This window comes from Kocuria sp. CPCC 205263 (genome assembly GCF_040981075.1).
GTDB classification, from domain to species: domain Bacteria; phylum Actinomycetota; class Actinomycetes; order Actinomycetales; family Micrococcaceae; genus Kocuria; species Kocuria rosea.
Window position 1 is genome coordinate 205,093 of sequence record NZ_JAVKPV010000004.1, and the last position, 24,758, is coordinate 229,850.

Below are 24,758 nucleotides of genomic sequence, written 5' to 3' on the forward strand. Positions count from 1 at the left end.
GGGCAAGCGGCATCGCGTTTCGTCGTCCGCCCGGACCTGTCCGTGCAGGCTGAGGACGAGCTGTCATGGGAACTCACCGCTCGTCTCGGCATGCACACCCGGTGCACCAGGCGGAGCTTCTTCCTGCCCGTCTCACACCGGCCCTGGCCACTGCACCCGGCGGGGCTGGTGCACCTCGAGGACGGGCTGCTGGGCGCGGCCGGCCTGGAGACAGCGGGCCAGCCGGAGTCGGTGCTGTTCTGCCCGGGGGTGGACACCGTGTTCGGCGAACCCTGGAGCTTGCCAGCACCCTGAGCCACTTTGCCTCAGACTCCTCTTCCTCACTGATCCCAGAGGAAATCTGGCCTCAAACGTTCCCGGGACGGACCTGCCCCGTCCCGGCACTCGAGCACTAGCGGAACAGACGGAGCGGGTCTCCCCGGCCCGGTCGCGGAAAGCGTCGTCGAGGTGCTGGTGGGGACCGAGGTTGCGGTGCTGCAGCCGGGCGATGTGGTCGGTGCAGTAACCGATCGCGTGAGCGGCGGTGATCGGGTCGTTGATCCCCGGGGCGCACCCCGAGCAGGAAGGGCACCCCGTGCTCGGCGCAGCCCTCGACCGGGACCCCGGGACGCACGGCCTGGACGAACCCGCTGCGATCCGAGCGCAACAGGGTCCCGCCCTGTGGCCCCGGCAAACCCGGCGCCGGGTCCTTCGAGTGGTCGTCGTAGTCGGGGTAGGCCCGAGCCACGGTCGCGGCGGCCTCCTGGTGGACGGCAACCATCATCGAATCCACCCGCAACGACCGGACGATATGACCCAGGAACATCACCAGCGCGCCCACCGAGGCCAATCCCATGACCATCACCAGGGCCGGCACCAGCACTGGCAACGGCGCCTCCGACCCCATTCCGCGCAACCCGGTCGACGAGATCACGAAGGTGGAGATCAGAGTGGCCAGCACCACCTGGGTCTCGGTGTCCCGGGCGAACTCCCTCTGCACTCTCGGGGAGAACTGCTGGGAAGCCGGCTGAAGGGCCACCACGGTCAGGGAGAAGGTCGAGGTCGTGGCAGTCATGATCGAGGTCGCCACCACCTGCAGCATCGTGACCACCAGGGACGCAGCCGCGGCCACGGCCGGCCAGAATCACAAGCTCGCTCTCAACGCCTCATCCCTGCCACCTCTGCTGGCGCTCATTGCACGCTTCTCCACTCACTCGTTGCACAGACAGCCGCCGGCGGCCCGGCGGTGATTTCTGACTCAGTAGGCTTACTATGACACGGAAGAAACTGGCCGGGGACGGAGTGCTGCCCCGGCGTCGTCCGCCGGCACCGCACTGTGCGTTCACCGGACTCCGGGCCGGTGGCTTTTCGAGAGGACATCATGATGCGATCCATTGCTGAACAGAAGGTCCACGAGCTCGGCGGGCGGTTGAGCGTACTGACCCGGCAGAGACGGGACCACGTGAAGCTGGAGAACCTGCTGGAGGACCTCGAGGACACCACCGGTGAGGACCAAAGGCAGGTGCTGCTGCGGATCTACCGGCTGGTCTTCCCCCACGCCTTCGCCGAGGAGGCCGTGCTGTGGCCGGTGATCCGCCGGGTCCTGCCGGACGGACACGAGCTGACCCTGGAAGTGGAGCGCGAGCACCAGGAGGTCAACGAGCTCGTCACCGCCCTGGAGACCTTGGAGGAGGCCGATCCGGCGCGGAAGCCGGTGCTGGCCCGGTTGATCGACGTGCTGCGGGAAGACGTGCGCGACGAGGAAGACGTGCTGCTCCCGCGGCTGCAGGAGAAGCTGGGCCGGACCCGGCTGCGCGGACTGGGCCTGGCGTGGGAGGTGGTCCGGCGGACCGCGCCCACCAGGGCTCATCCGGTGGTGGCCCGCAGGCCACCGGGCAACGCCGTGGCGGCCCTGCCGCTGTCGGTGCTCGACCGGGTCCGGGACCTGGTGGACGCCGCGGTCCTGCGCGGCCCCGGGCGCGGGGCGCCGGTCTTGCGCTCGGTCAGCACCCACCTCGGTGGCCTCGCCCACCGGATCGAGCAGCTGCCAGTGATGCGCCGAGGAGAGGACCCCTCCACGAAGTCCCACAGCGCCTGATCTCCCGTCGACCCGCAGACGAGGAACGAGGCCACTGAACCGACGCGGAGGAGGAGATCCGAGTTCCCTTCGGTGCACCTGGTCGTTTCTCCGCGGGGATGGTTCTGGCTCTCGTGCGGCTCGTGGCGGGGATCCTTGCCGGGTGGCAGAGCTTCGGCTTCGTCGACTCCGGCGGGCAGTCCAGCGCAGCGGCTTGCCGAAGGCGGCGCAGAGGGGGTGGGCCGTGTGGCCGGCCAGTCGGCGGGCGGTGGGCAGCAGGGCGCGTCTGTTCTTGGGCACGGCTCGCGGCACTTCGTCCGCTGGCAGGACTGACGCGTCGGCGCGGGGAACGCCGAGGGTGGATGCGACCTGGTGGGGCCCAGCCGGGGTCGGTGTGATCTCGAAGTCGAAGATCGCGGTCGGGAGGGAGACGGTCGTGCACGCGTTGAGGATGGCGACGACGCTGGAGAGATGTCCCTCGACGGGTGCGGCCCTCAGCAGCAGGTAGGCCTGTTCGGGGGAGTAGCCGAAGGTGCTGAGGTAGTCGATGGCGTGCAGGCACGCCCGCTGGTAGGCCAGGTAGGGGTCCAGGTATGTCTGGTGATCGTCGACGGTGACCGAGATGCCGGAGAAGGAGATCCGTTCCTCGGAGCGGGGTGCTTCGTTCCCGGGCAGGAAGATCGCATTCTCCCGCACCCGATAGGTGGCCATGCGTCCGGGGATGCGGTCGAGGGGCAGATCCAGGCAACCGCCCATCTCGATCGCTCCGCAGAAGGTGATCTTTCCGTCGCCCTGACAGAAGTGCAGGTCCCCGACCGAGAGGTTCGCGCCGTCGACGAACACCGGGCAGAACACCCGGCTGCCCCGGGCGAGGTCCTTGATGTCCTGGTTGCCGCCGTTCTCCCTCGGTGGGGTGGTCTGGGCGGCCTCCAGCGCCACGCGGGGGAGGTCCGCCTGAGGGACGCTTCCCAGGATTGGGGGCTCATGCAGCCACCCGGACACGACAAGTCGGAACCGGGGCAGTGAAGTGACCCCCATCGTCCCGGACTCCTTGCCTCGGGACTGACTGCGGCCGGCCTCAGCGCTGTGGGTCGCTCCACTGGTGACTGCCGGTGATCATTCTGTGGTGAACCGGTGGGTGGGTGGGGCCGGATCGGGCGCCTGGTCGGTGGTGCCGTGACCACGCAGGGAGGTGGCGCAGGCGACTCCGGCGGCTACGCCCTGGGCCATGGCAATGGGCACGAGTTGCAGGCCCGGGGTGATGTCCCCGGCCGCATAGACCCCTTCAACACTGCTGTGCTGGCACACGTTGACGACGACGTGGCCCTCGTCGTCGAGTTCGCACCCCAGACGGGCGGCGAGGCTGTTGGTGGGGTGGTGGGCGTAGGAGAAGAACACCGTGGTGCCCTCCACCAGGCTCCCGTCGGCCAGCCGGAGGCCCTCCAACGCCCCCGGCGCCCCGAGCAGGGCTTCGGCCACGCCGTCCACGACCTCGATCCCGTGCTCGTGCAGAGACGCGCGCTGGTCCTCGGCGAAGGCCCGGTCGGTGGTGTCGGTGACGACCCGCACGGTGTCGGTCCAATCCAACATCTCAGAGGCATAGGCGGGCATGTGGCTACCCATGCCCAGCGCGATCACCGCCTGGCCCCGGACGTCGAATCCGTCGCAGGCCGGGCAGTGGTAGACATCCGTGCCGTAATGGTCCTCGAAGCCGGCAATGCGCGGGAACTGGTCCCGCACCCCGGTGGCCAGTACGACTCGCTGGGCAGTGATCTCCTCGCTGTCGACGGTGGCCAGGAATCGGCCGTCCTCGGTGCGCTCCAGGGCGGCCACCGTTCCGTCGTGGAGGATCACGTGGGGGTACTGGTCCAGTCCGGCGCGGGCCTGGGCCAGCAGCGTGTGCGGGCTGATGGGGTCCCGGCCCAGCAGGCCGTGGGTGTGGTTGGTGAAGCGGCTGCGGTGCTGCCCGGCATCGATCACCAGGGTGGAGCGCTGGTACCGGCCCAGCCAGGTCGCCGCAGACAGGCCGGCGACACCACCACCGACGACCAGGGCATCCACAGCGGACGGCAGATCATGGCTCATCGTTTCTCCTCAGTATGCAGCCGGGCGCCGGTCGGGCGCTGGTCTTCTTCTGGCCGGTTGCGGCCGTGCCGCGCGGCCAGGAAGTCTTGACGGGTGTCGAGTTCGCCGGCCGGATCGACGTACACGGACTCGATCTGACGGGTGATCCTCGAGTGCAGCGCGTGCAGTCCCACCAGGTCCGGTTCCGCCAGGGCGGAGGAAAACGGGTCATCCGGGGCCGGATCGGTGCTCGAGGTCTCCAGGCCCTGCGGTACCGGGGCCGGCAAAGGACGGGCTGATCCGTCCGCGCGAGCCGTCGTGAGCAGAATCATGCGCCCGGCCCCACCGAGGTGGTGATGTTGTACGGGCCGATGCCGGCCGGCACAAACGATTCATTGTTCATGGGAGCAGCTCCTTGCCACAAGGATGTTCGTGGCCGGCTGCTGGACCTCGCCCTCAGGCTGGAGAGATGAAACGGCCTCTGACCAGGGCTTTGGCTTTGCACGGTTTGCACCCGCCGGGGCCGGGAGCGGGAAGGCGGCCCTGCCCCTGGGGGGCTGTCGGCGTCTCGGCAGGCACCGATCTCACCGGCGCCGCTTGTCCTGCCGAGGGTCATGGGGTCGCCCCCGGGACCGCCCGGGGACGGTCCGGCGTGGCGGTGGGCATGGGTGGGGAGACGCTGGATCTCGGCGTCGGTGACTTCGGCTGCGATCTCGGCCACGGGCCGGTGGGAGTCCTGGGCGGCAGTGCGCAACATGTCCAGGGCCTCCGGGCGGGGGATCCCGTAGCGAGCCATCAGCACGCCCACCGCGGTGCCGATCTCTCCGGCCGGGGCGAGGGCGCGATCCAGGTGCTGGGCTCGCCGGCGGTGCAGCTGGGCCGACACGGCCAAGACCCCGTGGGCGGCCAGCAGGCCCCCGGTGGTCAGGGCGTCGTCGCCGAAGGCCTTCGGGGCGTCGGAGTAGAGGTGCAGGGCCGCGACCGTCTCCGGCTCCCCGACCAGGTGCAGCCGGAAGCTCATCGGGCCGGTCAGTCCCAGCCGCTGGTGCAACCGGGCGCCCAGCACCGGCCAGTGGCACCGGTCCGCCAGGTCCCCGCAGCGGTAGACGTCCTCCCCGGGTCCTGCACCGAGCTCGCGCTGGAGAGCGTCGGCGTGCTGGGCCACCGGGGCGGTGGCGGCCAGGGTGCGGAAGTGCCCGTGGTGGGTCACAGTCACGCTGGCCCACCGGGCGCCGCGGACGTGGTGGGCGCCGGCCCGGGCCACCGCCACCAGCACCGACCCGTCGGTGCCGGTGCGCATCCGCCGACCCAGGCCGATCAGCACCTCGGCGATCTCGGACAGCCCGGCAGAGCTGCTGACCTCAGGGTGCGGCATGAGCGGACACCACCTGGTGGTACCTCGGCGACGTCAGTTCACCGAGGGCACCCGAGACAGGATCGGGGAACAGGAACTCGACCGGGCGCAGCATCTCCGCGCCTGCGTCGTGGTCGGTGGCCTCGCGCAACAGCTCCACCCCGGCAAGCTCCACGTGATGGGCCCCGGTGCAGTCCACGGTGACGTGGATGCCGGGGGTCAGCGTCCGCGCCCGGCGGATCAGCGGGTGCAGCGCCCGCTGGCTGGCTGCCGTCAGGCACCCGGTGGCGAGAACCCGGAGGGCTTGACCGTCCAGATCGACCTGGACGGTCACGGAGAGCTTGTGGGTCACAACAGTAGCTTTCGGCGCGAAGGGGGTCGCGGCCTGTTGCTGGACCGAAGCTCCAGAATAGCTGATCCGCGCACAGATCACCAGCAGGCTTATTATGCGACGGGTCGTCCTTCCGCTGCTCCTCCGGGGCACGAGCCGTGGCGGCCCGAGACGAACCCCGCACCGATCGTGCGCGCCGCCCTCGGGTCTTCCCGCAGGTCACAGCGCTGTCCCGGGGTGGACGCCGGGCCTCGGCGGGCACGACTGCGGGGATGGGCACGCTCTTGGAGGACACCACTGATCCGGCCGGTCAGAACGGAACGGGGCAGCGCGGGAGTCTGGCCGGGCGGCTAAGACCTGGTCTCAGAACCTGATCCGTCGTTGCCACCCGCCGGGGAGCGGTTCACAGTGCCTGCATGACGACGAGGACGCAGTCGTGGATGGTCGATGACCGTCTGTGGGAGCTGATCGTCCCGCTGATCCCTCCCCAGCCACCGCCCCGAGGCCCCGGTGGCAGACCCAGGATCGAGGACAGGGCGGCCCTGGAGGGGATCCTGTTCGTGCTCCACACCGGGTGCCGGTGGCGGGATCTGCCCCCGGCTCTGGGGTGCGGATCCGGGCACACCGCCTGGCGCCGGCTGCGCCACGGGCAGGAAGCCGGGGTGTGGGAGAAGCTGCACCGCGCCGTGCTCGAGGAGCTCTCCGAGCAGGAGATCCTCGACTGGTCGCGGACCAGCATCGACGCGGTCTCCGTACAAGCCAAAAGGGGGGCGAGCTGACCGGCCCGAACCTCACCGACCGCGGAAAACCGGGCACCAAGTACCACTTGCTCACCGACCGGAACGGCCTGCCGCTGCACGTGCTGGCCTCAGCAGCCAACGTCCACTTTCAGCTCGCTCTTCGAGCCGCTGCTGGAGACCAACCCGGCGGTGCGCGGTCGCCGCGGTCGTCGAGGGCGACCGCGCCGCCGGCCGGAGAAGCTGCATGCGGTCAAGGGCTACGACTACCCGAGGTGCCGCCGCTACCTGCACCGGCGGGGCATCAAGGTCCGGATCGCCCGGCGCGGGATCGAGGCCAAGACCCACCCGGGTCGGCACCGCTGGGTCGTGGAGCGCACCATCTCCTGGGTGTTGCGCTTCAAGCGCCTGGAATTGCGCTACGACCGCACCGCAGCCATGCTGCTGCCGTTGCTCCTGCTCGCCGTGACCCTCATCGGCCTCCGCCGACTGCACCAGGCGACCGAGTTATGAGACCAGGTCTTACTGGATCGAAGAGGGGCGCCGTCCTGCCGGAATTCAGGGGGTTGACCCCGACGGGGCGCGGTGGGACGCTGTCGTGCATCGGAAGTCCACTGATGAACCAGGTCGACGAGCCGAGGTGGCGCGGATGCGAGCGATGGTCTATCGGGGGCCGTACAAGATCCGGGTGGAGGAGAAGGACATCCCGCGGATCGAGCACCCCAACGACGCGATCGTGCGGGTCACGCTCGCGGCGATCTGCGGGTCGGACCTGCACCTCTACCACGGGATGATGCCGGACACCCGGGTCGGGATGACCTTCGGCCACGAGTTCGTCGGGGTGGTCCACGAGGTCGGCCCCTCCGTGGAACACCTGAAGCCCGGGGACCGGGTCATGGTGCCGTTCAACGTGTACTGCGGCTCCTGCTGGTTCTGCGCCCGGGGCCTGTACTCCAACTGCCACAACGTCAACCCCAACGCCACCGCGGTAGGCGGGATCTACGGCTACTCGCACACCTGCGGAGGCTACGACGGAGGTCAGGCCGAGTACGTGCGGGTGCCCTTCGCCGACGTCGGGCCCTCGATCATCCCCGACTGGATGGACGAGGAGGACGCGGTGCTGCTCACCGACGCCGTGGCCACCGGCTACTTCGGTGCCCAGCTCGGGGACATCGTCGAAGGCGACACCGTCGTCGTGCTGGGGGCGGGCCCGGTGGGGCTGTACGCCGCGAAGTCGGCGTGGCTGATGGGTGCAGGACGGGTGATCGTGATCGACCATCTGGAGTACCGGCTCGAGAAGGCCCGCCGGTTCGCCCACGCCGAGACGTTGAACTTCGCCGAGCACGACGACATCGTGGTGGAGCTGAAAAGAACCACCGACTACCTGGGCGCGGACGTCGTCATCGAGGCGGTCGGCGCCGAGGCGGACGGCAACTTCATCCAGCACGTGAGCGCGGCCAAGCTCAAGCTGCAGGGCGGGTCGCCGATCGCGCTGAACTGGGCCATCGACTCCGTGCGCAAGGGCGGGACGATCTCGGTGATGGGGGCCTACGGGCCGATGTTCAGCGCCGTGAAGTTCGGCGACGCCCTCAACAAGGGCTTGACCCTGCGGATGAACCAGTGCCCGGTGAAGCGGCAGTGGCCGCGGCTGTTCGAGCACATCCGCAACGGCTACCTCACCCCCAGAGACATCGTCACCCACCGGATCCCCCTGGAGCACATCGCCGAGGGGTACCACATGTTCTCGTCCAAGCTCGACGGCTGCATCAAGACACTCGTCGTCCCCGGCACCGGGTGAGACGGCCAAGGAGGGGAACCGAGACCATGGCGAGCACACCTGAGCACACCCCGTACATCGCTGGTGAGGCCCGGCGCACCGTCTCGCGCGAGGCGCTGCGGGCGCGCATCCCCGGTTGGGGCGCGGACCTGGACCCGGCCGACCGCCCCTCGGTGCCGAAGTTGCGTTACGATCCGGCGGGCACAGGAGCGCATTGGGAGTACCCGGAGGCGCAGCCCGAGAACCGGCCGCGCGAACGGTCGATCGAGCACGCGCACCTGACCCCCGTCTTCGGCACCGCGTGCCCGTCGAAGGGCCTGCCGGGTGCACTGCGCCGGCACGCCTACCAGCGCTACAGCGAGGCACGGGCGGCGCACTGGCTCGTCCTCCTCGCCGCCGACCGCGTCGACGCCTGGCAGAGCCACTTCACCTCATGGGTCACCTTGCGCCCGGACAACCCGGTCACCGAGACCGGAGTGCTGGCCGAGCCCGTCCGGCGCGGCTTGTCTTCACGGATCGAGACCCACCGCGCTGATCTCTCCCACCAATGGCTGGACCCGATCATCGTGGGAGGCCCCTGGGTGTTGAGCGCTGGAGCGGCCGTTGCAGTGATCAGGACGCTGATCCACCGCGGGCGAGGGAGCTGATGGAACCGGGACGGTCGTCCGCCGATCGGCACCAGCAGCATGGGTATGGTCACCGGCTTGCCCTCAGCCAGCGCCCGGCGGTCACGGTGCGGGGGTCTCCGCCGGTGGCCAGGCACTTGAGGACGATGTCGCGATCGGTCACCACGTCACTGAGCCGGTTGTCCTCCCCGCAGATCGGCAGGGCACCGACGTCGAGTACACCTCCTCCTGACAACGTGCCTGGACCCAGGGGGTGTGCGGCTCGGTTGCCGGACCGGTGAGAAGCGGCTCCCCGCCCGTGGTGGGAAGCCGCTTCTCGTTGGTTCATGGGCGCGAATGGTGTCCGTCAGTGGGACTCAGGTGCGGGTCCTGCCGGCAGTCGGGGCGTGGGTGCTGCGGTCCAGGAAGGACAGTCCGACCATGGTCAGGCCCAGGAGCAGGTGCAGCCAGTCGTCGGCGGTGTTCAGCGGTACGAAGTTGGCCCCTGAGTCCTTGTCGATGAGCAGGCCGTAGAGCCACAGCAGCAGGTACACGGCCCCGCCCCAGCGCAGGTAGTTCCGCGCCCCGGGAACGGTCCGGGCCAGGGCGATGCCGGCGATGCCGTAGAGCAGGTGGACGAGGTTGTGCAGGATCGAGACCTGGAACAGGCCCATGAGCATGGCCTCGGACTCGTGGCCGGCGACCATGAGCTGGTCGTAGTTCGTGGTGAGGCCGGGGATGAATCCGGCCGCGCCCACGAGCAGGAAGACGGCCCCGTAGAGCAGGGCTGCCGTGCGGACGGGTGAGCGGCGGGTCGTGCGGTCGCCGGGTCGGGCGGCGGGGGTGGTCATGATCGCTCCTCTCCTCGAGGTGGTTCAGGGCCGTGCGGTGGGCGGCCGGCGGCTATTCCTTCTTGAGCTTGTCCTGGATGGTGCCGGCGGCCTTCTCCATGATGTTGGGCTGTTCGGTGGTGCCGTAGAACCGGGCGTCGGGGTGGGTGGGAGGCGGCATCGGCACCCCCGCCATGGGCTGGTCCTGGTAGCCGAACTGCCCGTTGCCGTCCGGCGTCGGCCCGGAGGCCCACGAGCCCTCCGCGGCGGCGGCACCGTCGGAGAAGTTGTAGTAGTCGTAGGAGAACTCGGTGGCCTCCTTGGCCTGCGGGAAGTTCGAGGGCACCGGCATCTGCTCCAGCCCGTCGGCCTGCAGCTCCTTGACCGCGGCCATCCACTGGTTCTGGTGCATGGTGTCCCGCGCCAGCAGGAACGAGAGCATGTCCCGGATGCCCTTGTCGTCGGTCATGTGGTAGAGCCTCGCCACCTGGGTGCGGCCCTGCATCTCGGCGTTGACGTTGGCGGTCATGTCCGCCAGCAGGTTCCCCGAGGCGGTGACGTAGGACCCGGACCAGGGGTTGCCCATCGAGTCCACCGGCCGCGCGCCGGCCCCGGCCACGATCGCGTGCTGCAGGTCGGTGCCGCCGATCACCGCCGCGACCGCCGGGTCGGACTGAACGGCGTCCTCGGTGATGCCCAGCGGGGCCTTCTCCAGCAGCTGGGCGACCATCGTGGCCAACATCTCGATGTGGCCGAACTCCTCGGCGGCGGTGCCGAAGAGCAGGTCCCGGTACTTGCCGGGGATGTGGGCGTTCCAGGCCTGGAAGCTGTACTGCATGGCCACGGTGATCTCTCCGTACTGGCCGCCGATCACCTCCTGGAGCTTGCGCGCGTAGACCGCGTCCGGGGCCTCCGGGGTGGACTTGTACTGGAGTTTCTGCTGGTGCAAGAACATGCTGACCTCCGTCATCGACTGCTGTGGCCGGTAGCGGCGCGGCACTCCGCGCCCGTGGTCCCCGGCTCTGTACTCCACGCTAGTGATCCGGTCCCCAAAAGGGAAGGCTGCTTATCGAATGAACGGGGCATCAGATGAGCTGAGGCCGGGCGCTCCGGGTCGTCCCGCCCCGGGGTCTGCTGGCGGTGCAGGGCGGGAGCGGGGTAGGCCCGTGGGTCGGCATGCCATCGGGGATCAGCAGTTCGACCGGGCTGCCCCCGTCCAAGGTCTCGTCGTGGTCGATCGCCCAGCGCAACAGGTCCACCGCGTTCGGCTCCACGTGGCCTGCGGTGGCGAGATCAACGCTGACGGTCACCGGGGGCATCAGCGCCCGAGCACGGCGCACCAGCGGATACAGGACGTGCTGGTTGGCCTCGGTCAAACACCCGGTGACGATCAGTCGCACATAGGCGCCGTCCAGGTCGATCTGAACGAGCACGGAGAGCTTGTGGTCCATGAGAGCATCCTTCGTCGCATGCAATCTGTCTCATGGCCATCTTCTTGACCTCTTCCCACGGTACTCGCGTCGTTGCAGGTGGGCCAGGGATCCGTTGAATTAGCACTGTCAGTTCAGGCGTCCCGCGTGCTGCAGGGAGCTCCCCGTCCGCTCCCGTGGGTCGGGGTGCCGGCGCCACGAGAGCCCTTGTCAGGCCTCGAAGTGGGTGGTGGCGGGGCTCTTGCCGACCGTCCCGACGAGCTCGGCGGCCAGATCGCGCAGCTTGACGTTGCGATTGCTGGAGGCCGCCCGCAGGATCTCGAACGCTTTTTCCTGGCTGCAGCGGTTCTGGGCCATGAGGATTCCCACGGCCAGGTCGATGGTGGTGCGGGACTCCATCGCGGACCGCAGATCGGCCTCGGCATCGCGGTGCCGGGCCAGGCGCACGGCCAGCCGCAGGACGGTGGAGGCCTCGGCCACCTGGCGCTCCACGACCTGACGGACCGCCTGGTCGAAGGCATCGGGGACATCGGCGTAGACGTTCAGTCCTGCCGAAGCCTCCTTGCCGAGATCGAAGAGCACCCCCCAGGACCGAGAAGACCCCGTTGGCGGCAGCGGTCTGCCCGTAGGCCGACCACCGGCCATCGCTGCGGGTGTCCCGGAGGTGGCCACCCGGCGCTCCCGGGCTGCGGGCAGGCGGGGGCCGTCACCGTAGTGGTACTGGATCTCGTCCAGGACCTCGGCCCGGGGGCTGCAGGCGGCCACGGTGACGGAGCGCCTGCGGCGCAGCAGCGTCACCGCGCACCACACCTCCTCGTCGTCGGTGGACAGGGCCTGGGCGAGGGTGGTGGTGAAGGCGTCGAGGAAACCGCTGATGTCCTCGGAGACTGGGCCACCGCGGCACTGGTGTCGACCTTGACCCGGGAGCATGCCGTACGGCTGAGCGACGACGGTGCTCGGCCCGCCGAAAGCAGGTTCAGAAGACACGTGGTGCGCCGTTCGGCCGGGACGGTCGGGCAGGCACGATGGCCGCTGCCGAGTCCGTCAGCGAAGAAGCGCTTCGTCTCCCCGACTCCCTCTCGAGGACCAGACTACTGCCCTGCCGGAAGGGCAGGATCGGCCACTGGCCGGCTGCGTCTCGACCCGGGGCGGGCGGGAGAAGGAGGGCCGGTGGGCACCGGGCCGGTGATCGATGTCGTGCTCAGCACGCTGCCGCTCAGGTCTGCTGCGGGGCGGCCCCGGGGGTGTCGCAACCGTCCGGTGCCCTTTCCTCGGTGTCCCCGGTCTGCTCGGCGGGGAGCGTCCTCCCGTCCTGTCCACCGGTCGCGGTCGAACAGATCAGACCGGCCAATGCCTCGGAGGCAGAGGGGGCTCGCGGTGGTGCGGCCTGATCCAGGATCTCATTGGCCGCATGGGCCAACAGGTCCCGTTGGAGCTGAGGCAGCAACAGGGCATGGTGCACGTAGGCGTCGATCTCGAACTCTTCGACGTTCCCACCGAGGCTGAAGGATCCTGGCGGTTGATGAAGGCTGCGGTCGTTGTGGCCCGCAGTCCGCCGGCCTGCTCGTGACCCGTCGCGGCGTCGACCACGGCGGCGGCGATCTCGGCCAGGCCGCGCCCCTGGGTGCCCGCTGCCTCCAGCAGTGTCGCCCGGGCCGTCTCAGGGCTCAGCCGGCCGCGATCCATCAGCACACCGGCGGCGAGTCCGATGAGCCCGTCGGGGTCCGGGGCGTCCTTGCCCGGGGTGCCCCGGTGCACCGGGGTGTCGGGATCCTGGGCCGTCCTCAGCACGGTGGCCGCCGCATCGGCCAGCAGGCCCAGCAGCCGCTCCTCGGCGTCCCCGAAGGCGTCCGGGGTGGTGGCGTACACCGTCAGCGACCCCAGGCGACGGTCGAGACAGGGCAGCGGGACGCTGAGCACCGAGCGGATCCCGGTCGTGGCCGCGCCCGCCTGCCACGGCCCCCATCGGGGGTCGGCTGCGGTGTCGTCGATGCGCTGGACCTGCCCGGTGGTCCACGCGCTCCGGGACAGGCCCATCCCGAGCCGATGATGCAGGGTGTCGGCGACCTCCACGGCCGTGCCGGTGGAGGCGACGGTGCTGCCGGTGCCGTTCTCGTCCAGCAGCGAGATCCCGGCCGCCGACCGCGGTGGGAATCATCTGCTGGGCGGCGCGGACCAGGTGGTGCACCGCGGTGGTGGCGTCCTGGGCGGACACTGTCCTGCGGGTCAGGGGGGTGGAAGCGGTGGGCAGCTCACCGGAAGTGGAATCGGAGGACATGGGGCGCCGTTCGGCAGGGATGGTCAGGTTGGCACAACGGCCGCTGCCGAGTCCGTCAGCAAAGAAAGCGCCATATCCTCACGACTCCTCTTGTGATCAGCTTGCTGCCGTTTCGGCTCCGGGATCCCAGGCGGGCGCCAACTCCCTGGTGGATGGTCCGCGCGCGGGAAGGGGCACGACAACTCCGCCCCCAGCACCTAAAGTGAGCAGTGTGCTGATCATCGGGGGAGCTCGGTGAGCAGCGCCTGCACCGTCCGGAACCCTCGACCACGGAAGGACCACGCCATGAGCCAGCCGAAGCAGCAGCAGGAGGTCCCCGGCGTCCAGGCCGCGATGACCCCCGTCCCGGACTGCGGCGAGCACAGCTACCGCGGCTCAGGCAAGCTCGCGGGCAAGGCAGCCATCATCACCGGCGGGGACAGCGGCATCGGCCGTGCCGCCGCGATCGCCTACGCCCGCGAGGGTGCCGACGTCCTGATCGCCTACCTCGAGGAGGACGACGACGCCCGGGACACCGCCCGCTGGATCGAGGAGGCCGGGCGTCGCGCCGTCCTTGTCCGCGGAGACCTCTCGGACCCGGCCCACTGCCGGGCTGTCGTCGACAGGGCCGTGCAGGAGTTCGGCCGGATCGACGTGCTCGTGTCCAACGCCGCCTACCAGATGAGCCGCGACAGCCTCGACGAGATCAGCGACGAGGAGTGGGACTACACGTTCCGGCTCAACATCGGCGCCATGTTCCACCTCACCAAGGCCGCCGTGCCGCACATGGCACCGGGCTCGGCGATCATCGGCAGCTCCTCGGTCCAGTCCGACCAGCCGTCCCCGCAACTGGCGCCCTACGCGGCCACCAAGGCGGCGATCGCGAACTTCTCCGCCGGGCTCGCGCAGATGCTGGGGGAGAAGGGCATCCGGGTCAACAGCGTGGCCCCGGGCCCGATCTGGACGCCGCTGATCCCGGCGACCATGCCCGCGGAGAAGGTGGGGGCCTTCGGCGACGACGTCCCCCTGGGCCGTGCCGGCCAGCCCGCCGAGCTCGCGCCCGTCTACGTCCTGCTGGCCTCGGACGACGGCAGCTACATCTCCGGCTCGCGGGTCGCCGTCACCGGCGGCAAGCCGATCCTCTGAACCCGGGTCCACCGCGGAGCGGACGGCGCACCTGTCCCGCCGGACCTCAGCGGAAGGACAGGGTTTCCGCCCAGGACGGGGGCGGAGCTGATCACTCGTCGTCCACGATCTCGCGCGCGGTGTCCTCGACGTCCTGGCCGCTTTGCCTGGCATGGCCCACGGCGTTCTGTGCCCGACCTTCGGCGTGCAGATCAGGCTTGTCGATGGCGGCACCGGCGGCCTTGTCCGCGGCGGCACCGACCTGGTTCCCGAGGAAGGGTGGGTCGGATGCGGTGCCCGGCAGAAGAACTCCTCGTCATCACCGAACCGATCCGACCCGCCCCGGGGGCGCTACTGCTCGTTGTCCGGACGGGGGGCGCGTTCGCGCTCCTCCACCGCGGAGCGCACCTCCGGGTCGTCGGTGTCGTCGACCCAGGGCTCGGTCTGGCGGTGCTCCTCCACGTGGTCGGGTTGGATGCCGGCCACCTCGCCGGCGACCTCGTGCTTCATCTGGTCGTCCAGTTCCGCACTGTGCTTGGTGTTGCCTCGCTCGGCCATGTCGTTCTCCTTGTAGGGCTGGGACAGCGTACGTCGGTGGGACGGCCCGTCAGGCGGTCCCATCCTCCTCGAGCAGACCCCGCTGGGCGCGGTCGGCTGCTTCGGAGGCGTCTTCCGGCAGCGGGTCGGTGGCCGGTGGGACCTGGCCGGGCGCGTAGTCGGTCAGCCCGGCGGCCACCCGCTCCTGTTCGGTGGCTGCGGCCAGTGCCTCGTCGTCGAGATGCTCGGGCATCCCGGCGTGGCCCTGGTAGATGGGGTCGGGCAGGGCGTCGCCCTCGGGCTCGATGACGTCGTCGAGGTCCGGGGCGTCGTCGTTGTTCGGGGTGGTCATGCAGAACCTCCTGTGCTGAGCCGTTCTTCCCACCTTAGTGACCTGGCTCACGCAGCGGAACCACCCTGGGACCTGGGTGCACAGACCACGAACAAGCAAAATGCCGTCCACCGGAACAGGGACAGTCCCTCATCCGTGGAACCTGCGGACGCGATCGGTGCCGCTGAGGACATGGTCCCGACTCCCCGAGGAGCGGGAGCTGTCGAGGTCCCGCCCGTGCTCCTCCCGGGCTGCGTTGAGCAGTCGATCGTAGGCTGTTCGTGCGCATCGCCTGCGTGTTTCGAGGCCGCAGGTGCCGATGGGTTCCCCGACATGAGGACAGCCTGATGACTGACGTCGCTCCGGACCGACCAGCGGTTCTGCACCCCGTACCAGCCCAGCGTTCGATCGTCGTGATTCCACGGGTGCACGACGGCTCCGGGGCCCGGACCCGCTACGGGCTGGTCCGGGCCGAACTGGACCCGGGAGGGCAGGCGCTGATCTTCCCGCAGGGCCCGGTGGTCGACCCCGACGAACTGCGCGCCGGGGCCGCGCTGCTGTTGGAGGAGGAGTTCGGGGAGGGCATGTCCGCGGCAGTGATCGCTCCGCTGGGGATCCTGTACGCCGATCAGCGCAGAGAAGAGCGGATCGACGTGATGCTCGCAGTGGCGCGACGGACCGATGCTGAGTACGGCGAGGCGCTGGAGCCGGCCGGCATCCCCGGGGTGGAGTGGGCCGATGAGCAGCAGCTGCTCCAGCACCTGTGCTCCGGGCGGATCACGGACACCACCACCGCCTCAGCCCTGGCTCTGCTGCAGGCCTGTGGTGAGTTCACCCGCTGACCGGCTTACCGCCCCAGAGCCGCCGTGATACGACCGGGACCGACACGGTGCTGCCGCACCCGCCCTCGTCCTCCGGGCCCGGCGGCATCAGGGAAGGAGGATTCCCGGAAGAAGTTGCCGCAGGATGTCGAGATCCCGCCGACCGCTCCGTCCCCGGGGTGAGCACGGCCACCATGGGCCGTACCTCAGCAAGGAGAAGACGATGACCAAGTACCTGCTGCTCAAGCACTACCGGGGCGCTCCGGCACCGGTCAACGACGTGCCGATGGACCGGTGGACGCCGGACGAGGTGTCGGCGCACCTGCAGTACATGTCGGACTTCGCCGCCCGGCTCGAGGGCACCGGCGAGTTCGTCGACGCGCAGGCGCTGTCCCCGGAGGGCACGTTCGTCCGCGACGGCGGCGAGGGGCGGCCGCCGGTCACCGACGGCCCGTTCCCCGAGACCAAGGACCTGGTCGCCGGCTGGATGGTGATCGACGTCGATTGCTACGACCGGGCGCTCGAGCTGGCCGCCGAGCTGTCCGCGGCCCCGGGGGCGGGCGGGAAGCCGATCCACGAGTGGCTCGAGCTCCGCCCGTTCCTGACCGCGCCGCCGATCGTCACGGAGTGACGCCCGGTGGACGAGACCCTGCTGCGGACCCCCATCCCCACCGTGATCGCGATCCTGGACCGCCGTGGAGTCGACTTCACGGCGGCGGCCGAGGACGCAGTGCAGGACGCCCTGCCCGACGCGGTGCGGGTGTGGCCGGATCACACGCCGAGGGACCCGCAGGCCTGGCTGGTCGCCGTGGCCTGGCGCCGGTTCCTCGACACCACCCGCGCCGACACGTCCCGGCGGCGGCGCGGGATGCGGGTCGAGGACGAACCCGCGCCCGGCCCGGGCGCGGCGGCGGAGGACACGCTCCAGCTGTACTTCCTGTGCGCGCACCCGTTCCTGACCCCGGCCTCGGCGGTCGCGCTCACGCTGCGCGCGGTGGGCGGTCTCAGCACGCGGCAGATCGCGCAGGCCTATCTCGTGCCGGAGGCGACCATGGCGCAGCGGATCAGCCGGGCCAAGCGCACCGTCTCGGGTGTGCGGTTCGACCGGCCGGGCGACGTCGCCACGGTGCTGCGCGTGCTCTACCTGGTCTTCAACGAGGGCTACTCCGGGGACGTCGACCTCGCCGCCGTCGCCGGGCTCCGCGCGGACGCCAGCACGGCTGGGGAGACCGACCGGGTCCAGATCGTCGAGTGGTACGACGAGTTCGTGCGGCTCACCGGCTCACCGGCAACCCGGTGGCACGGCTCAACGCGAGGCCGCCCGGTGGGGCGACCGGGCCGCACCGGTCAGGGGCCCCCCGGACCGGTTGACTCCTCGAGGCGCTCGCCGGTGAGGGCGCCGGTGGTGGTCAGCCGCTCGGCGACGTCCCGTAGCTTGGTGTTCGTCTGGGAGCTGGCGGTCGTGAGGAGGACGAAGGCCTGCTGGGGCGTGATCTTGAACCGCTCCATGAGCACGCCCTTCGCCTGACCGATGAGGTCCCGGGTGGCCAGGGCCTCGTGGAGGTGGCCGACCTGCTGGGCGTCGGCGAAGGCCACCGCGGCGTGGGCCGCCACCAGCAGACCGATCTCCTCGGACTCGTCGGTGAATGCGGCGAAGTCGGCGCCGTAGACGTTGAGCGCCCCGAGGACGTCGCCGTCGGTGTAGAGCTGGAACGCGAGCATCGACGTCGCTCCCGCCTCCAGGGCGGCCGGGGCGAACCGGGGCCACCGGTCCTCGTGGCGGAAGTCGGGGACGTGGACGGTCCGCTCCTCGTGGGCCGCGTCCATGCAGGGTCCTTCCCCGGTGTCCTGCTGCAGGCGGTCCACCCGGCGGGGGAGCGCGCCCGAGGCGGCCCGGGACTCGATGCCGCGGTGCCGCCGGGCAACCGAGATCGAGGCCTCCACCACCCCGGGGATGAGCTCCACCGCCGCGCGGACCGTGGCCTCGAGGGTGCCCTGGACGTCGGTCTCGCCCTGCAGGGTGCGGGCCAGGTCGCTCAGCCGCTGGGACAGGTCCGCGTCCACGGCCCCCGTCCGGTCCCGGCGGGGGTCCGACCTGGTCGTTCGTCCTGTGTCCGTGCCCATTCCCTCAGTCTCCCCCGCAAAAGGCCGTCAGAACCCGGGACCGGAGGAACTCGTTGCGGACGGGAACGTCCCGCCCTGTCAAGGGCGGCGGACGGCCGTCTCCGCACCGGTCCGTGCTGCGTCCCGCACAGGATCCCGGCGGGGGAACCCGCTGCTGCGACGAACGGGCTCAGCCCGCGCTCAGGGCCGCGCACGCGGCCTCGATGGACTCCGGGGACAGGACGTGGTCGATGGCCAGCACCGCCGCCCCCATGACGCCGGCGCGCTCCCCGGCGACCGAGGGCGCCACCCTCAGGTGCTCCGTGGCCAGGGGCAGGGACCGCCGGTAGACGACCTCCCGGATGCCGGCCAGCAGGTGCTCCCCGGCCTGGGCGAGGCTGCCGCCGATCACGATCACGGAGGGGTTGATGAGGTTCACGCAGGTGGCCAGGACGTCCCCGATGTCCCGCCCCGCCTGGCGGATCACCTGCACGGCCAGCGGGTCCCCGGAACGGACGAGGTCGATCACGTCCTGGCTGGTGGACAGCGTGCCGGCGGTCTTCTCGTTGAGCGTCCGCACGAGAGCGGGAGCGCCGGCGAGCGCCTCGAGGCAGCCGGTGTTGCCGCAGCGGCAGAGCAGCTCGTCGCCGCGCGGCACCCGGACGTGGCCGAGGTCTCCCGCGGTGCCCTGGGCGCCGCGCTGGAGCGCGCCGCCGGAGATGATCCCCGCGCCGATGCCCGTGGCCACCTTGACGAACATCAGCTCGGTGGTCCCGGGCCAGAAGAAGCTGCGCTCGCCCAGGGCCATGATGTTGACGTCGTTGTCCACCAGCACGGGCACGTCGTAGTGGGCCTGCACGAGAGCCGGGACGTCGACACGGTCCCACCCCGGCATGATGGGCGGGTTGATCGGCCGGCCCGTCTCGTGCTCCACGGGACCGGGCAGCCCGATGCCGATGGCGGCGAGGTCCGCGGCGGGGCGGTCCGCGCGCTCGAGCAGCGCGGCCACCGTGCGCACGAGCCAGCCCAGGACCGCCTCGGGGCCCTCGCCGATCGCGAGCGCCTGGCGCTCCTCGGCGAGCTCGCGGCCGGAGAGGTCCGCGAGGATGGCCCGGGCGTGCGTCGCCCCGACGTCCGCGCCGACCACCACCCGGGCGCCCGGGTTCAGGGCGAAGAGGGAGGGCGGGCGCCCCCCGGTGGAGGCGGCCCCGCCGTAGGGTGCGACGAGCCCCAGGGACATGAGAGTGTCCACACGGGACGCCACGGTGGAGCGGGCCAGCCCGGTCAGCTGGGCGAGCTCCGCCCGGGTCCTCGGGCGGCCGTCGCGCAGCAGCTGGAAGACTTCGCTCGCCCCCGGGGCGGGCGAGTCCGAGGAGCGCGGCGACGGCGCCGACGGAGGAGTCTGCAGCACCTTTTCAGTAGAGCACGCCCCCTTAGGGGGGTCAAGCACGTCACAAACGCACAGTGAGGGAACAACTTTTGCGAGACTGTCGACAGAAGTCTGTGGTGCGTGTCACAGTGACCGCATGAACGAGCGCACGAGCTCCCCGGTGCTGGACGTCACCGGCCTGTCGAAGTCCTTCTTCGGGGTGCCGGTGCTCGAGGACGTGGACCTGCGGCTGCACGCCGGCGAGGTGCACGGGCTCGTCGGCGAGAACGGCGCCGGCAAGTCCACCCTGATGAAGGTGCTCGCCGGGGTGCACGAGCGGGACGCGGGCACCGTGGAGATCGGCGGCACCCCCGTCGAGTTCCACCACCCCACCCAGGCGCACGTGGCCGGGCTGTCGACGGTGTTCCAGGAGTTCAACCTGCTGCCCGACCGCACCGTGGCCGAGAACGTGTTCCTCGGCCGCGAGCCGCGCCGGGGCCTGCTCGTGGACCGGCGGGCCATGAACGCGAGGACGAGCGAGCTGCTCGAGGACCTGGGCATCACCAGCATCCAGCCGACCACGACCGTGAGCTCGCTGTCCGTGGCCCAGCAGCAGATCGTGGAGATCGCCAAGGCCATCAGCTACGACGCCCGCATCATCTCCATGGACGAGCCGACCGCGGCCCTCGCGGGCCCCGAGGTGGACCTGCTCTACGCGATCGTCCGCCGGCTCCGGGCGCGCGGCACCGCCATCCTGTACGTGTCCCACCGGCTGAAGGAGATCTTCGACCTGTGCGACACCATCACCGTCCTCAAGGACGGCCGCGTGGTGGGCACCGAGCCCGCCTCCGCCATGGACGACGCCGCCCTGGTGCGGATGATGGTGGGCCGCCCGATCTCCGCCTACTTCCCGGAGGCGGTGCCCGGCACCGGGGTGGGGCGGGAGCTCCTGAGGATCGACGGCGGCGGCAACGACCAGCTCGACGGCATCGACCTGACGCTGCGCGCCGGGGAGATCGTGGGGGTCGCCGGGCTGCAGGGCTCCGGGCGGACGGAGCTGGTGGAGGCCGTCTTCGGCGTCCACCCCTTCACCCGCGGGTCCATGGCGCTGGACGGCAGGCCGTACACGGCCACCTCGCCCCGGCAGGCCGTCCGGCAGGGCGTGGCCCTGATCACGGAGGACCGCAAGTCCCAGGGGCTGAGCCTCGACCAGTCCATCCTGGACAATGCCCTGGGCGTGATCCGCTCCGTCTTCCCGCGGCGGACCGCCGCGGCCCGGAAGGACGTTTCCGGGGTCCTCTCCTCGCTGGAGGTCGTGGCCCGGGATCTGGACCAGGAGGTCCAGTACCTCTCGGGTGGGAACCAGCAGAAGGTCGTCCTCGCCAAGTGGCTGGCCGTGGACCCGCGGGTCGTGCTGCTCGACGAGCCCACCCGGGGGATCGACGTGGGCGCCAAGATCGCCGTCTACAACCTCATGCGCATGCTCGCCGCGGAGGGCAGGGCCATCCTCATGGTCTCCAGCGAACTGCCGGAGGTCCTCGGCATGTCCAGCCGGATCCTGGTCCTGCGCGACGGCCGGATCGCCGGTGAGCTCCCGCCGGACAGCACCGAGGAGCAGGTACTGCGGCTGGCCACCGGCGCCCGCACGGAAGGGGCGAGACCGTGAACGCGTTCTCGAGGCTCACGTCCACCCACATCGTCTACCTCGTGGTGCTGCTCACCGTCGTGGTCGGCACGGTGCTCGTGGGCGCCACCGGGCGCAGCTTCGTCAGCGCCGGCAACATCTCCGCGATCCTCACCGGGACCAGCGTCCTCGGCTTCATCGCGATCGGCCAGACGCTCGTGATCCTGGTGGGGAGCCTCGACCTCTCCGTGCCGTACGTCATCAGCCTCGCGAGCCTGCTCTCGGCCGGCCTCATGGCGAACCAGCCCGGGAACATCCTGCCCGGTGTGGCGCTGGCACTGGTCGTCTCCGCGGGCATCGGCCTGGTCAACGGCCTGGTGGTGTCCGGGCTGAAGGTCCACGGGTTCATCGCCACGCTGGGCACCGGACTCGTCGTCAGCGGCTACCTCGCCACCAACTACAAGGGCAGCTCGGGGCAGACACCTGTGGCCTTCCGGCTGGTCGGAGCCACCGGCATCGGTCCTGTCCCGGTCTCCACGCTGATCATGCTGGCCTGCGCGGGCGCGGTGCTGCTCATGCTGACCCGCAGCCGCCTGGGCCACCACATGTACGCGGTCGGCGGAGACATCCGGGTGGCCCGGATGTCCGGGATCCGGACCGGCACCCCGATCGTCGCCGCCCACGTCATCTGCTCCGTCATGGCCGGTCTCGCCGGGCTGCTGCTCGCGGCGCGGCTCGGGGTGGGCAGCCCCACGATCGGGTCCCAGGGCGGGTACGACCTGCTCTCCATCGCCGCCGTGGTCCTGGGCGGGACGCTCCTGGCGGGCGGCAAGGGGTCGCTGGTGGGGACGCTGGGCGGGGTCCTCATCTTCGCGATGATCGACAACATCATGAGCGTGATGCAGATCAACCCGTTCCTGAAGGACGTGGTCCGCGGCATCGTCATCGTCGTCGCCGTGGCCGTCTACGCCCGGCGCCGGGTGGTCAGCCGGCCCGCGCGCTTCGACGACCGGAGCGGGCGGACCGAGCAGGAGGTCACGGCATGAGCGCCACCGTCACGGACCGGACCGCGGTCCTGCAGCAGAACCGGTCACGGTGGCACGAGCGTGTGCTGCGCGGGCTGCGGACGCCCGGCGGGGCCGTCTTCGTGCTCCTCCTGGTGCTGCTGGTCGCGGCCGTCGCCGTCAACCCGTCCTTCGGCGAACCGGGCTCGCTGATCCGGTTCGTCGGCCGCACGGCGCCGATCGCCATCGCGGCCATCGGGCAGTACTTCGTGATCGTCTCCGGGGAGTTCGACCTGTCCATGGGCTCGGTGGTCACCGCCCAGGTGTTCGTGGCCGGCAACCTCATCGGCCAGGACGACAGCCGGACGGTGCCCGTCCTGGTCCTGATGCTCGCCCTCGGCGCCCTCGTGGGCCTGGTCAACGGACTGGTCACCACGCTCCTGAAGGTGCCGAGCTTCATCGTCACCCTCGGCACCATGCTCGCCCTGCTCGGGCTGGTGCTCTACTGGACGGGCGGCGCCGCGACGGGGAACCCCGCGGACAGCTTCCGGCAGATCGGCCGCGGCGGCATCCAGGACGTCCCGGTCCTGGGGATCCTGCCCTACCCGGTGGTCCTAGTGACGGTCGTCGCGCTCGCCGCCCTCTGGCTCATGCGCCGGCCCTACGGCCGCACGCTCGTCGCCGTGGGCGACAACCCCCGGGCCGCCGCGCTGACCGGGGCCCGGGTCTGGTGGGTGCGCACCCGGGCGTTCATGCTCTCCTCCCTGGCCGCCACCGTGGCGGGGATCATCCTCGTGGGCTACGCCGGAGTGCACCCGTCCGTGGGGCGCGGCTACGAGTTCACGGCCATCACCGCCGTGGTCCTCGGCGGGGTCGTGCTGGGCGGCGGGCGCGGCTGGGTGCTCTCCGCGGCCGCCGGCGCCTTCGCCCTCGAGACCCTCTTCGCGCTCCTGAACTTCCTGGGGGTCCAGTCGACCTGGCGGGACACCGTCCAGGGCGCGATCATCATCCTCGCCGTCGCCGCCGGCACCAAGACCTGGAAGCGCCGCCGGCGCGGCCGGACCGCGGCGGCGCAGGAGCCGAGACGTGCCATCGCAGCACCGCCCACCCCGGGCACCGACGAGGAAGGAACATGATGCGCCGAAGCATCCAGTCAAGGATCACCGTGGTGGCAGCGGCAGCGCTGCTGGGACTGACCGCCTGCACCACCGACCAGTCGATGGAGGAGCCGCCGCCCGCCGAGACGGGGGGCGCGGAGGCCGCCGCCACGCCGGCCCCGGAGGGCGGTGACGAGTGGTTCGACCAAGCGGAGTACGACCGGCAGCTCGACCAGCGCTCCGCCTCCTTCGAGGGGGACCCGGAGCAGCCCTGGACGCAGTACATCGACGGGGAGACGACCGCCACCGGGGAGTTCGCCGCCGACGGCCCGCAGAAGGTGTGCTTCTCCAACGCCTCCATCTCCAACCCCTGGCGCCAGACCGGGTGGATCACCATGAACGAGCAGCTGAAGGTGCTCCAGGACTCCGGGGTGATCTCCGAGATGGAGACCCGCGACGCTCAGGACGACGACAACACGCAGATCGCCGACATCGACTACTTCATCGCCGAGGGCGAGTGCGATGGGTTCATCATCTCGCCGAACTCGACCGCCGCCTTGACGCCCGCCGTGGAGCGCGCGTGCGAGACCGGCAAACCGGTGGTGGTCTTCGACCGCGGGGTGGAAACCGACTGCGCGACGACGTTCATCCACCCCATCGGCGGCTTCGCCTGGGGCATCGACTCGGCGAACTTCCTGGTGGACAACCTGCAGGAGGGCGACAAGGTGGTGGCCCTGCGCATCCTCCCTGGCGTCGACGTCCTGGAGCAGCGCTGGGCCGCGGCCGAGCGGATCTTCGAGGAGAACGGGATCGAGGCGACGGACTACTTCACCGGCGCCGACCCCACCGAGATCAAGAAGATCATCTCCGACGAGCTCGCCACCGGGGACGTCCAGGGCGTGTGGATGGACGCCGGCGACGGCGCCGTCGCCGCCATCGAGGCGTTCGAGGACGCCGGCGCGGACTACCCGGTGATGACCGGCGAGGACGAGATGAGCTACCTGCGCAAGTGGGAGGACACCGGCCTGACCGGCCTCGCCCCGGTGTACTCGAACTTCCAGTGGCGCACCCCGCTGCTGGCGCTCGAGCAGATCTTCGCCGGCGAGGAGGTCCCCGCCGAGTGGGTCCTGCCGCAGGAGCCGATCACCGAGGAGCAGCGGGCGGACTTCCTCGCCGACAATGAGGGGATGCCGGACGGCCACTACGCCAAGTTCGGCGGCGAGGACCTGCCGGGCTACCCCGACGTCTGGCGGGACCGCGTCATCCCCTGATCCGCCCGACCGCGCCCTGCCCGCCACCGGCCCGA

25 protein-coding genes and 4 pseudogenes are annotated in these 24,758 nt (G+C 70.6%); 13 read left to right on the forward strand and 16 right to left on the reverse strand.

Going from position 1 to position 24,758, the window contains the following annotated elements; all coding sequences use genetic code 11:
- Positions 1–42 precede the first annotated feature (42 nt).
- Positions 43–294 carry a DUF2071 domain-containing protein gene (locus RF647_RS07935; RefSeq protein ID WP_368811256.1) on the forward strand — a complete coding sequence of 84 codons (252 nt, stop codon included), beginning with the start codon at positions 43–45 and terminating at the stop codon, positions 292–294.
- A gap of 97 nt (positions 295–391) precedes the next feature.
- On the opposite strand, the gene RF647_RS07940 is transcribed toward RF647_RS07935, so the two are convergent.
- The gene (locus RF647_RS07940) at positions 392–1,111 is read right to left on the reverse strand and encodes a DUF2254 family protein (protein ID WP_368811257.1); all 720 of its coding nucleotides are present in this window, start codon (positions 1,109–1,111) and stop codon (positions 392–394) included.
- A gap of 249 nt (positions 1,112–1,360) precedes the next feature.
- On the opposite strand from RF647_RS07940, the gene RF647_RS07945 reads away from it, so the two are divergent.
- Positions 1,361–2,077, forward strand: a complete 717-nt coding sequence (locus tag RF647_RS07945) for a hemerythrin domain-containing protein (protein ID WP_368811258.1) — start codon at positions 1,361–1,363, stop codon at positions 2,075–2,077.
- Between the two features lie 318 nt (positions 2,078–2,395).
- Here the strand turns inward: RF647_RS07945 and RF647_RS07950 are convergent.
- The 5 genes and pseudogenes from RF647_RS07950 to RF647_RS07970 form a co-directional block, all read right to left on the reverse strand.
- Positions 2,396–3,031 (reverse strand): annotated as a pseudogene (locus tag RF647_RS07950) (acetamidase/formamidase family protein); the annotation flags it as partial.
- Positions 3,032–3,172: 141 nt separating this feature from the next.
- Positions 3,173–4,141: an NAD(P)/FAD-dependent oxidoreductase gene (locus tag RF647_RS07955; protein ID WP_368811259.1), complete on the reverse strand. Its 969-nt coding sequence runs from the start codon at positions 4,139–4,141 to the stop codon at positions 3,173–3,175.
- Entirely contained in the window at positions 4,138–4,452 is a 315-nt protein-coding gene (locus RF647_RS07960) for a hypothetical protein (RefSeq protein WP_368811260.1), read from the reverse strand. The genes RF647_RS07955 and RF647_RS07960 overlap by 4 nt, the downstream gene beginning before the upstream one ends.
- Positions 4,449–5,495 (reverse strand): ANTAR domain-containing protein, encoded by a 1,047-nt coding sequence (locus RF647_RS07965; RefSeq protein WP_368811261.1) that lies wholly within the window; start codon positions 5,493–5,495, stop codon positions 4,449–4,451. Before RF647_RS07965 ends, RF647_RS07960 begins: the two co-directional genes overlap by 4 nt.
- Positions 5,482–5,808 (reverse strand): hypothetical protein, encoded by a 327-nt coding sequence (locus RF647_RS07970; RefSeq protein ID WP_368811262.1) that lies wholly within the window; start codon positions 5,806–5,808, stop codon positions 5,482–5,484. The genes RF647_RS07965 and RF647_RS07970 overlap by 14 nt, the downstream gene beginning before the upstream one ends.
- Before the next feature lie 413 nt (positions 5,809–6,221).
- Here RF647_RS07970 and RF647_RS07975 point away from each other — a divergent pair.
- The 3 genes and pseudogenes from RF647_RS07975 to RF647_RS07985 all read left to right on the forward strand — a co-directional run bounded on the left by RF647_RS07975 (position 6,222) and on the right by RF647_RS07985 (position 8,966).
- Positions 6,222–7,055: pseudogene (locus tag RF647_RS07975) on the forward strand (IS5 family transposase).
- 136 nt (positions 7,056–7,191) lie between these two features.
- Positions 7,192–8,340 carry a zinc-dependent alcohol dehydrogenase gene (locus RF647_RS07980; protein ID WP_368811263.1) on the forward strand — a complete coding sequence of 383 codons (1,149 nt, stop codon included), beginning with the start codon at positions 7,192–7,194 and terminating at the stop codon, positions 8,338–8,340.
- A gap of 26 nt (positions 8,341–8,366) precedes the next feature.
- Positions 8,367–8,966, forward strand: coding sequence for a hypothetical protein (locus tag RF647_RS07985; protein ID WP_368811264.1), 600 nt, complete (start codon positions 8,367–8,369; stop codon positions 8,964–8,966).
- Between the two features lie 44 nt (positions 8,967–9,010).
- On the opposite strand, the pseudogene RF647_RS07990 reads toward RF647_RS07985, so the two are convergent.
- The 6 genes and pseudogenes from RF647_RS07990 to RF647_RS08015 form a co-directional block, all read right to left on the reverse strand.
- Positions 9,011–9,162 (reverse strand): annotated as a pseudogene (locus RF647_RS07990) (CBS domain-containing protein); the annotation flags it as partial.
- A 139-nt stretch (positions 9,163–9,301) separates the two neighbouring features.
- On the reverse strand, positions 9,302–9,775 hold the full coding sequence (locus tag RF647_RS07995; RefSeq protein WP_368811265.1) for a DUF4383 domain-containing protein: 474 nt from the start codon (positions 9,773–9,775) through the stop codon (positions 9,302–9,304).
- A 52-nt stretch (positions 9,776–9,827) separates the two neighbouring features.
- Positions 9,828–10,709, reverse strand: a complete 882-nt coding sequence (locus RF647_RS08000; protein WP_368811399.1) for a manganese catalase family protein — start codon at positions 10,707–10,709, stop codon at positions 9,828–9,830.
- A gap of 130 nt (positions 10,710–10,839) precedes the next feature.
- Positions 10,840–11,205 (reverse strand): hypothetical protein, encoded by a 366-nt coding sequence (locus RF647_RS08005; protein WP_368811266.1) that lies wholly within the window; start codon positions 11,203–11,205, stop codon positions 10,840–10,842.
- A 189-nt stretch (positions 11,206–11,394) separates the two neighbouring features.
- Positions 11,395–12,171, reverse strand: a complete 777-nt coding sequence (locus RF647_RS08010) for an ANTAR domain-containing protein (protein ID WP_368811267.1) — start codon at positions 12,169–12,171, stop codon at positions 11,395–11,397.
- 351 nt (positions 12,172–12,522) lie between these two features.
- The gene (locus RF647_RS08015; protein ID WP_368811400.1) at positions 12,523–13,314 is read right to left on the reverse strand and encodes a GAF and ANTAR domain-containing protein; all 792 of its coding nucleotides are present in this window, start codon (positions 13,312–13,314) and stop codon (positions 12,523–12,525) included.
- Positions 13,315–13,747: 433 nt separating this feature from the next.
- Between RF647_RS08015 and RF647_RS08020 the strand changes: the two genes are divergently transcribed.
- Positions 13,748–14,587: an SDR family oxidoreductase gene (locus RF647_RS08020; protein ID WP_368811268.1), complete on the forward strand. Its 840-nt coding sequence runs from the start codon at positions 13,748–13,750 to the stop codon at positions 14,585–14,587.
- A gap of 330 nt (positions 14,588–14,917) precedes the next feature.
- Here RF647_RS08020 and RF647_RS08025 read toward each other — a convergent pair whose 3' ends face one another.
- Both RF647_RS08025 and RF647_RS08030 read right to left on the reverse strand, forming a co-directional pair.
- Positions 14,918–15,124, reverse strand: coding sequence for a hypothetical protein (locus RF647_RS08025; RefSeq protein WP_284562354.1), 207 nt, complete (start codon positions 15,122–15,124; stop codon positions 14,918–14,920).
- A gap of 49 nt (positions 15,125–15,173) precedes the next feature.
- Positions 15,174–15,455 (reverse strand): hypothetical protein, encoded by a 282-nt coding sequence (locus RF647_RS08030; RefSeq protein WP_368811269.1) that lies wholly within the window; start codon positions 15,453–15,455, stop codon positions 15,174–15,176.
- 326 nt (positions 15,456–15,781) lie between these two features.
- On the opposite strand from RF647_RS08030, the gene RF647_RS08035 reads away from it, so the two are divergent.
- The 3 genes from RF647_RS08035 to RF647_RS08045 all read left to right on the forward strand — a co-directional run bounded on the left by RF647_RS08035 (position 15,782) and on the right by RF647_RS08045 (position 17,783).
- On the forward strand, positions 15,782–16,276 hold the full coding sequence (locus RF647_RS08035) for a hypothetical protein (protein WP_368811270.1): 495 nt from the start codon (positions 15,782–15,784) through the stop codon (positions 16,274–16,276).
- A gap of 202 nt (positions 16,277–16,478) precedes the next feature.
- Positions 16,479–16,886: a YciI family protein gene (locus RF647_RS08040; RefSeq protein WP_368811271.1), complete on the forward strand. Its 408-nt coding sequence runs from the start codon at positions 16,479–16,481 to the stop codon at positions 16,884–16,886.
- 6 nt (positions 16,887–16,892) lie between these two features.
- Positions 16,893–17,783, forward strand: coding sequence for a sigma factor-like helix-turn-helix DNA-binding protein (locus RF647_RS08045; RefSeq protein ID WP_368811272.1), 891 nt, complete (start codon positions 16,893–16,895; stop codon positions 17,781–17,783).
- On the opposite strand, the pseudogene RF647_RS08050 reads toward RF647_RS08045, so the two are convergent.
- A pseudogene (locus tag RF647_RS08050) lies at positions 17,726–18,379 on the reverse strand (GAF and ANTAR domain-containing protein); the annotation flags it as partial. The gene RF647_RS08045 and the pseudogene RF647_RS08050 sit on opposite strands and share 58 nt — an antisense overlap.
- A 169-nt stretch (positions 18,380–18,548) precedes the next feature.
- Positions 18,549–19,769 carry an ROK family protein gene (locus tag RF647_RS08055; RefSeq protein ID WP_368811273.1) on the reverse strand — a complete coding sequence of 407 codons (1,221 nt, stop codon included), beginning with the start codon at positions 19,767–19,769 and terminating at the stop codon, positions 18,549–18,551.
- A 115-nt stretch (positions 19,770–19,884) separates the two neighbouring features.
- On the opposite strand from RF647_RS08055, the gene RF647_RS08060 reads away from it, so the two are divergent.
- The 4 genes from RF647_RS08060 to RF647_RS08075 are packed head-to-tail and all read left to right on the forward strand — an operon-like array spanning position 19,885 to position 24,723.
- Positions 19,885–21,393 (forward strand): sugar ABC transporter ATP-binding protein, encoded by a 1,509-nt coding sequence (locus RF647_RS08060; RefSeq protein WP_368811274.1) that lies wholly within the window; start codon positions 19,885–19,887, stop codon positions 21,391–21,393.
- Positions 21,390–22,397 carry an ABC transporter permease gene (locus RF647_RS08065; RefSeq protein WP_368811275.1) on the forward strand — a complete coding sequence of 336 codons (1,008 nt, stop codon included), beginning with the start codon at positions 21,390–21,392 and terminating at the stop codon, positions 22,395–22,397. The genes RF647_RS08060 and RF647_RS08065 overlap by 4 nt, the downstream gene beginning before the upstream one ends.
- Positions 22,394–23,491: an ABC transporter permease gene (locus RF647_RS08070; protein WP_368811276.1), complete on the forward strand. Its 1,098-nt coding sequence runs from the start codon at positions 22,394–22,396 to the stop codon at positions 23,489–23,491. Before RF647_RS08065 ends, RF647_RS08070 begins: the two co-directional genes overlap by 4 nt.
- Positions 23,491–24,723, forward strand: a complete 1,233-nt coding sequence (locus RF647_RS08075) for a substrate-binding domain-containing protein (protein WP_095651023.1) — start codon at positions 23,491–23,493, stop codon at positions 24,721–24,723. Before RF647_RS08070 ends, RF647_RS08075 begins: the two co-directional genes overlap by 1 nt.
- Positions 24,724–24,758 lie beyond the last annotated feature (35 nt).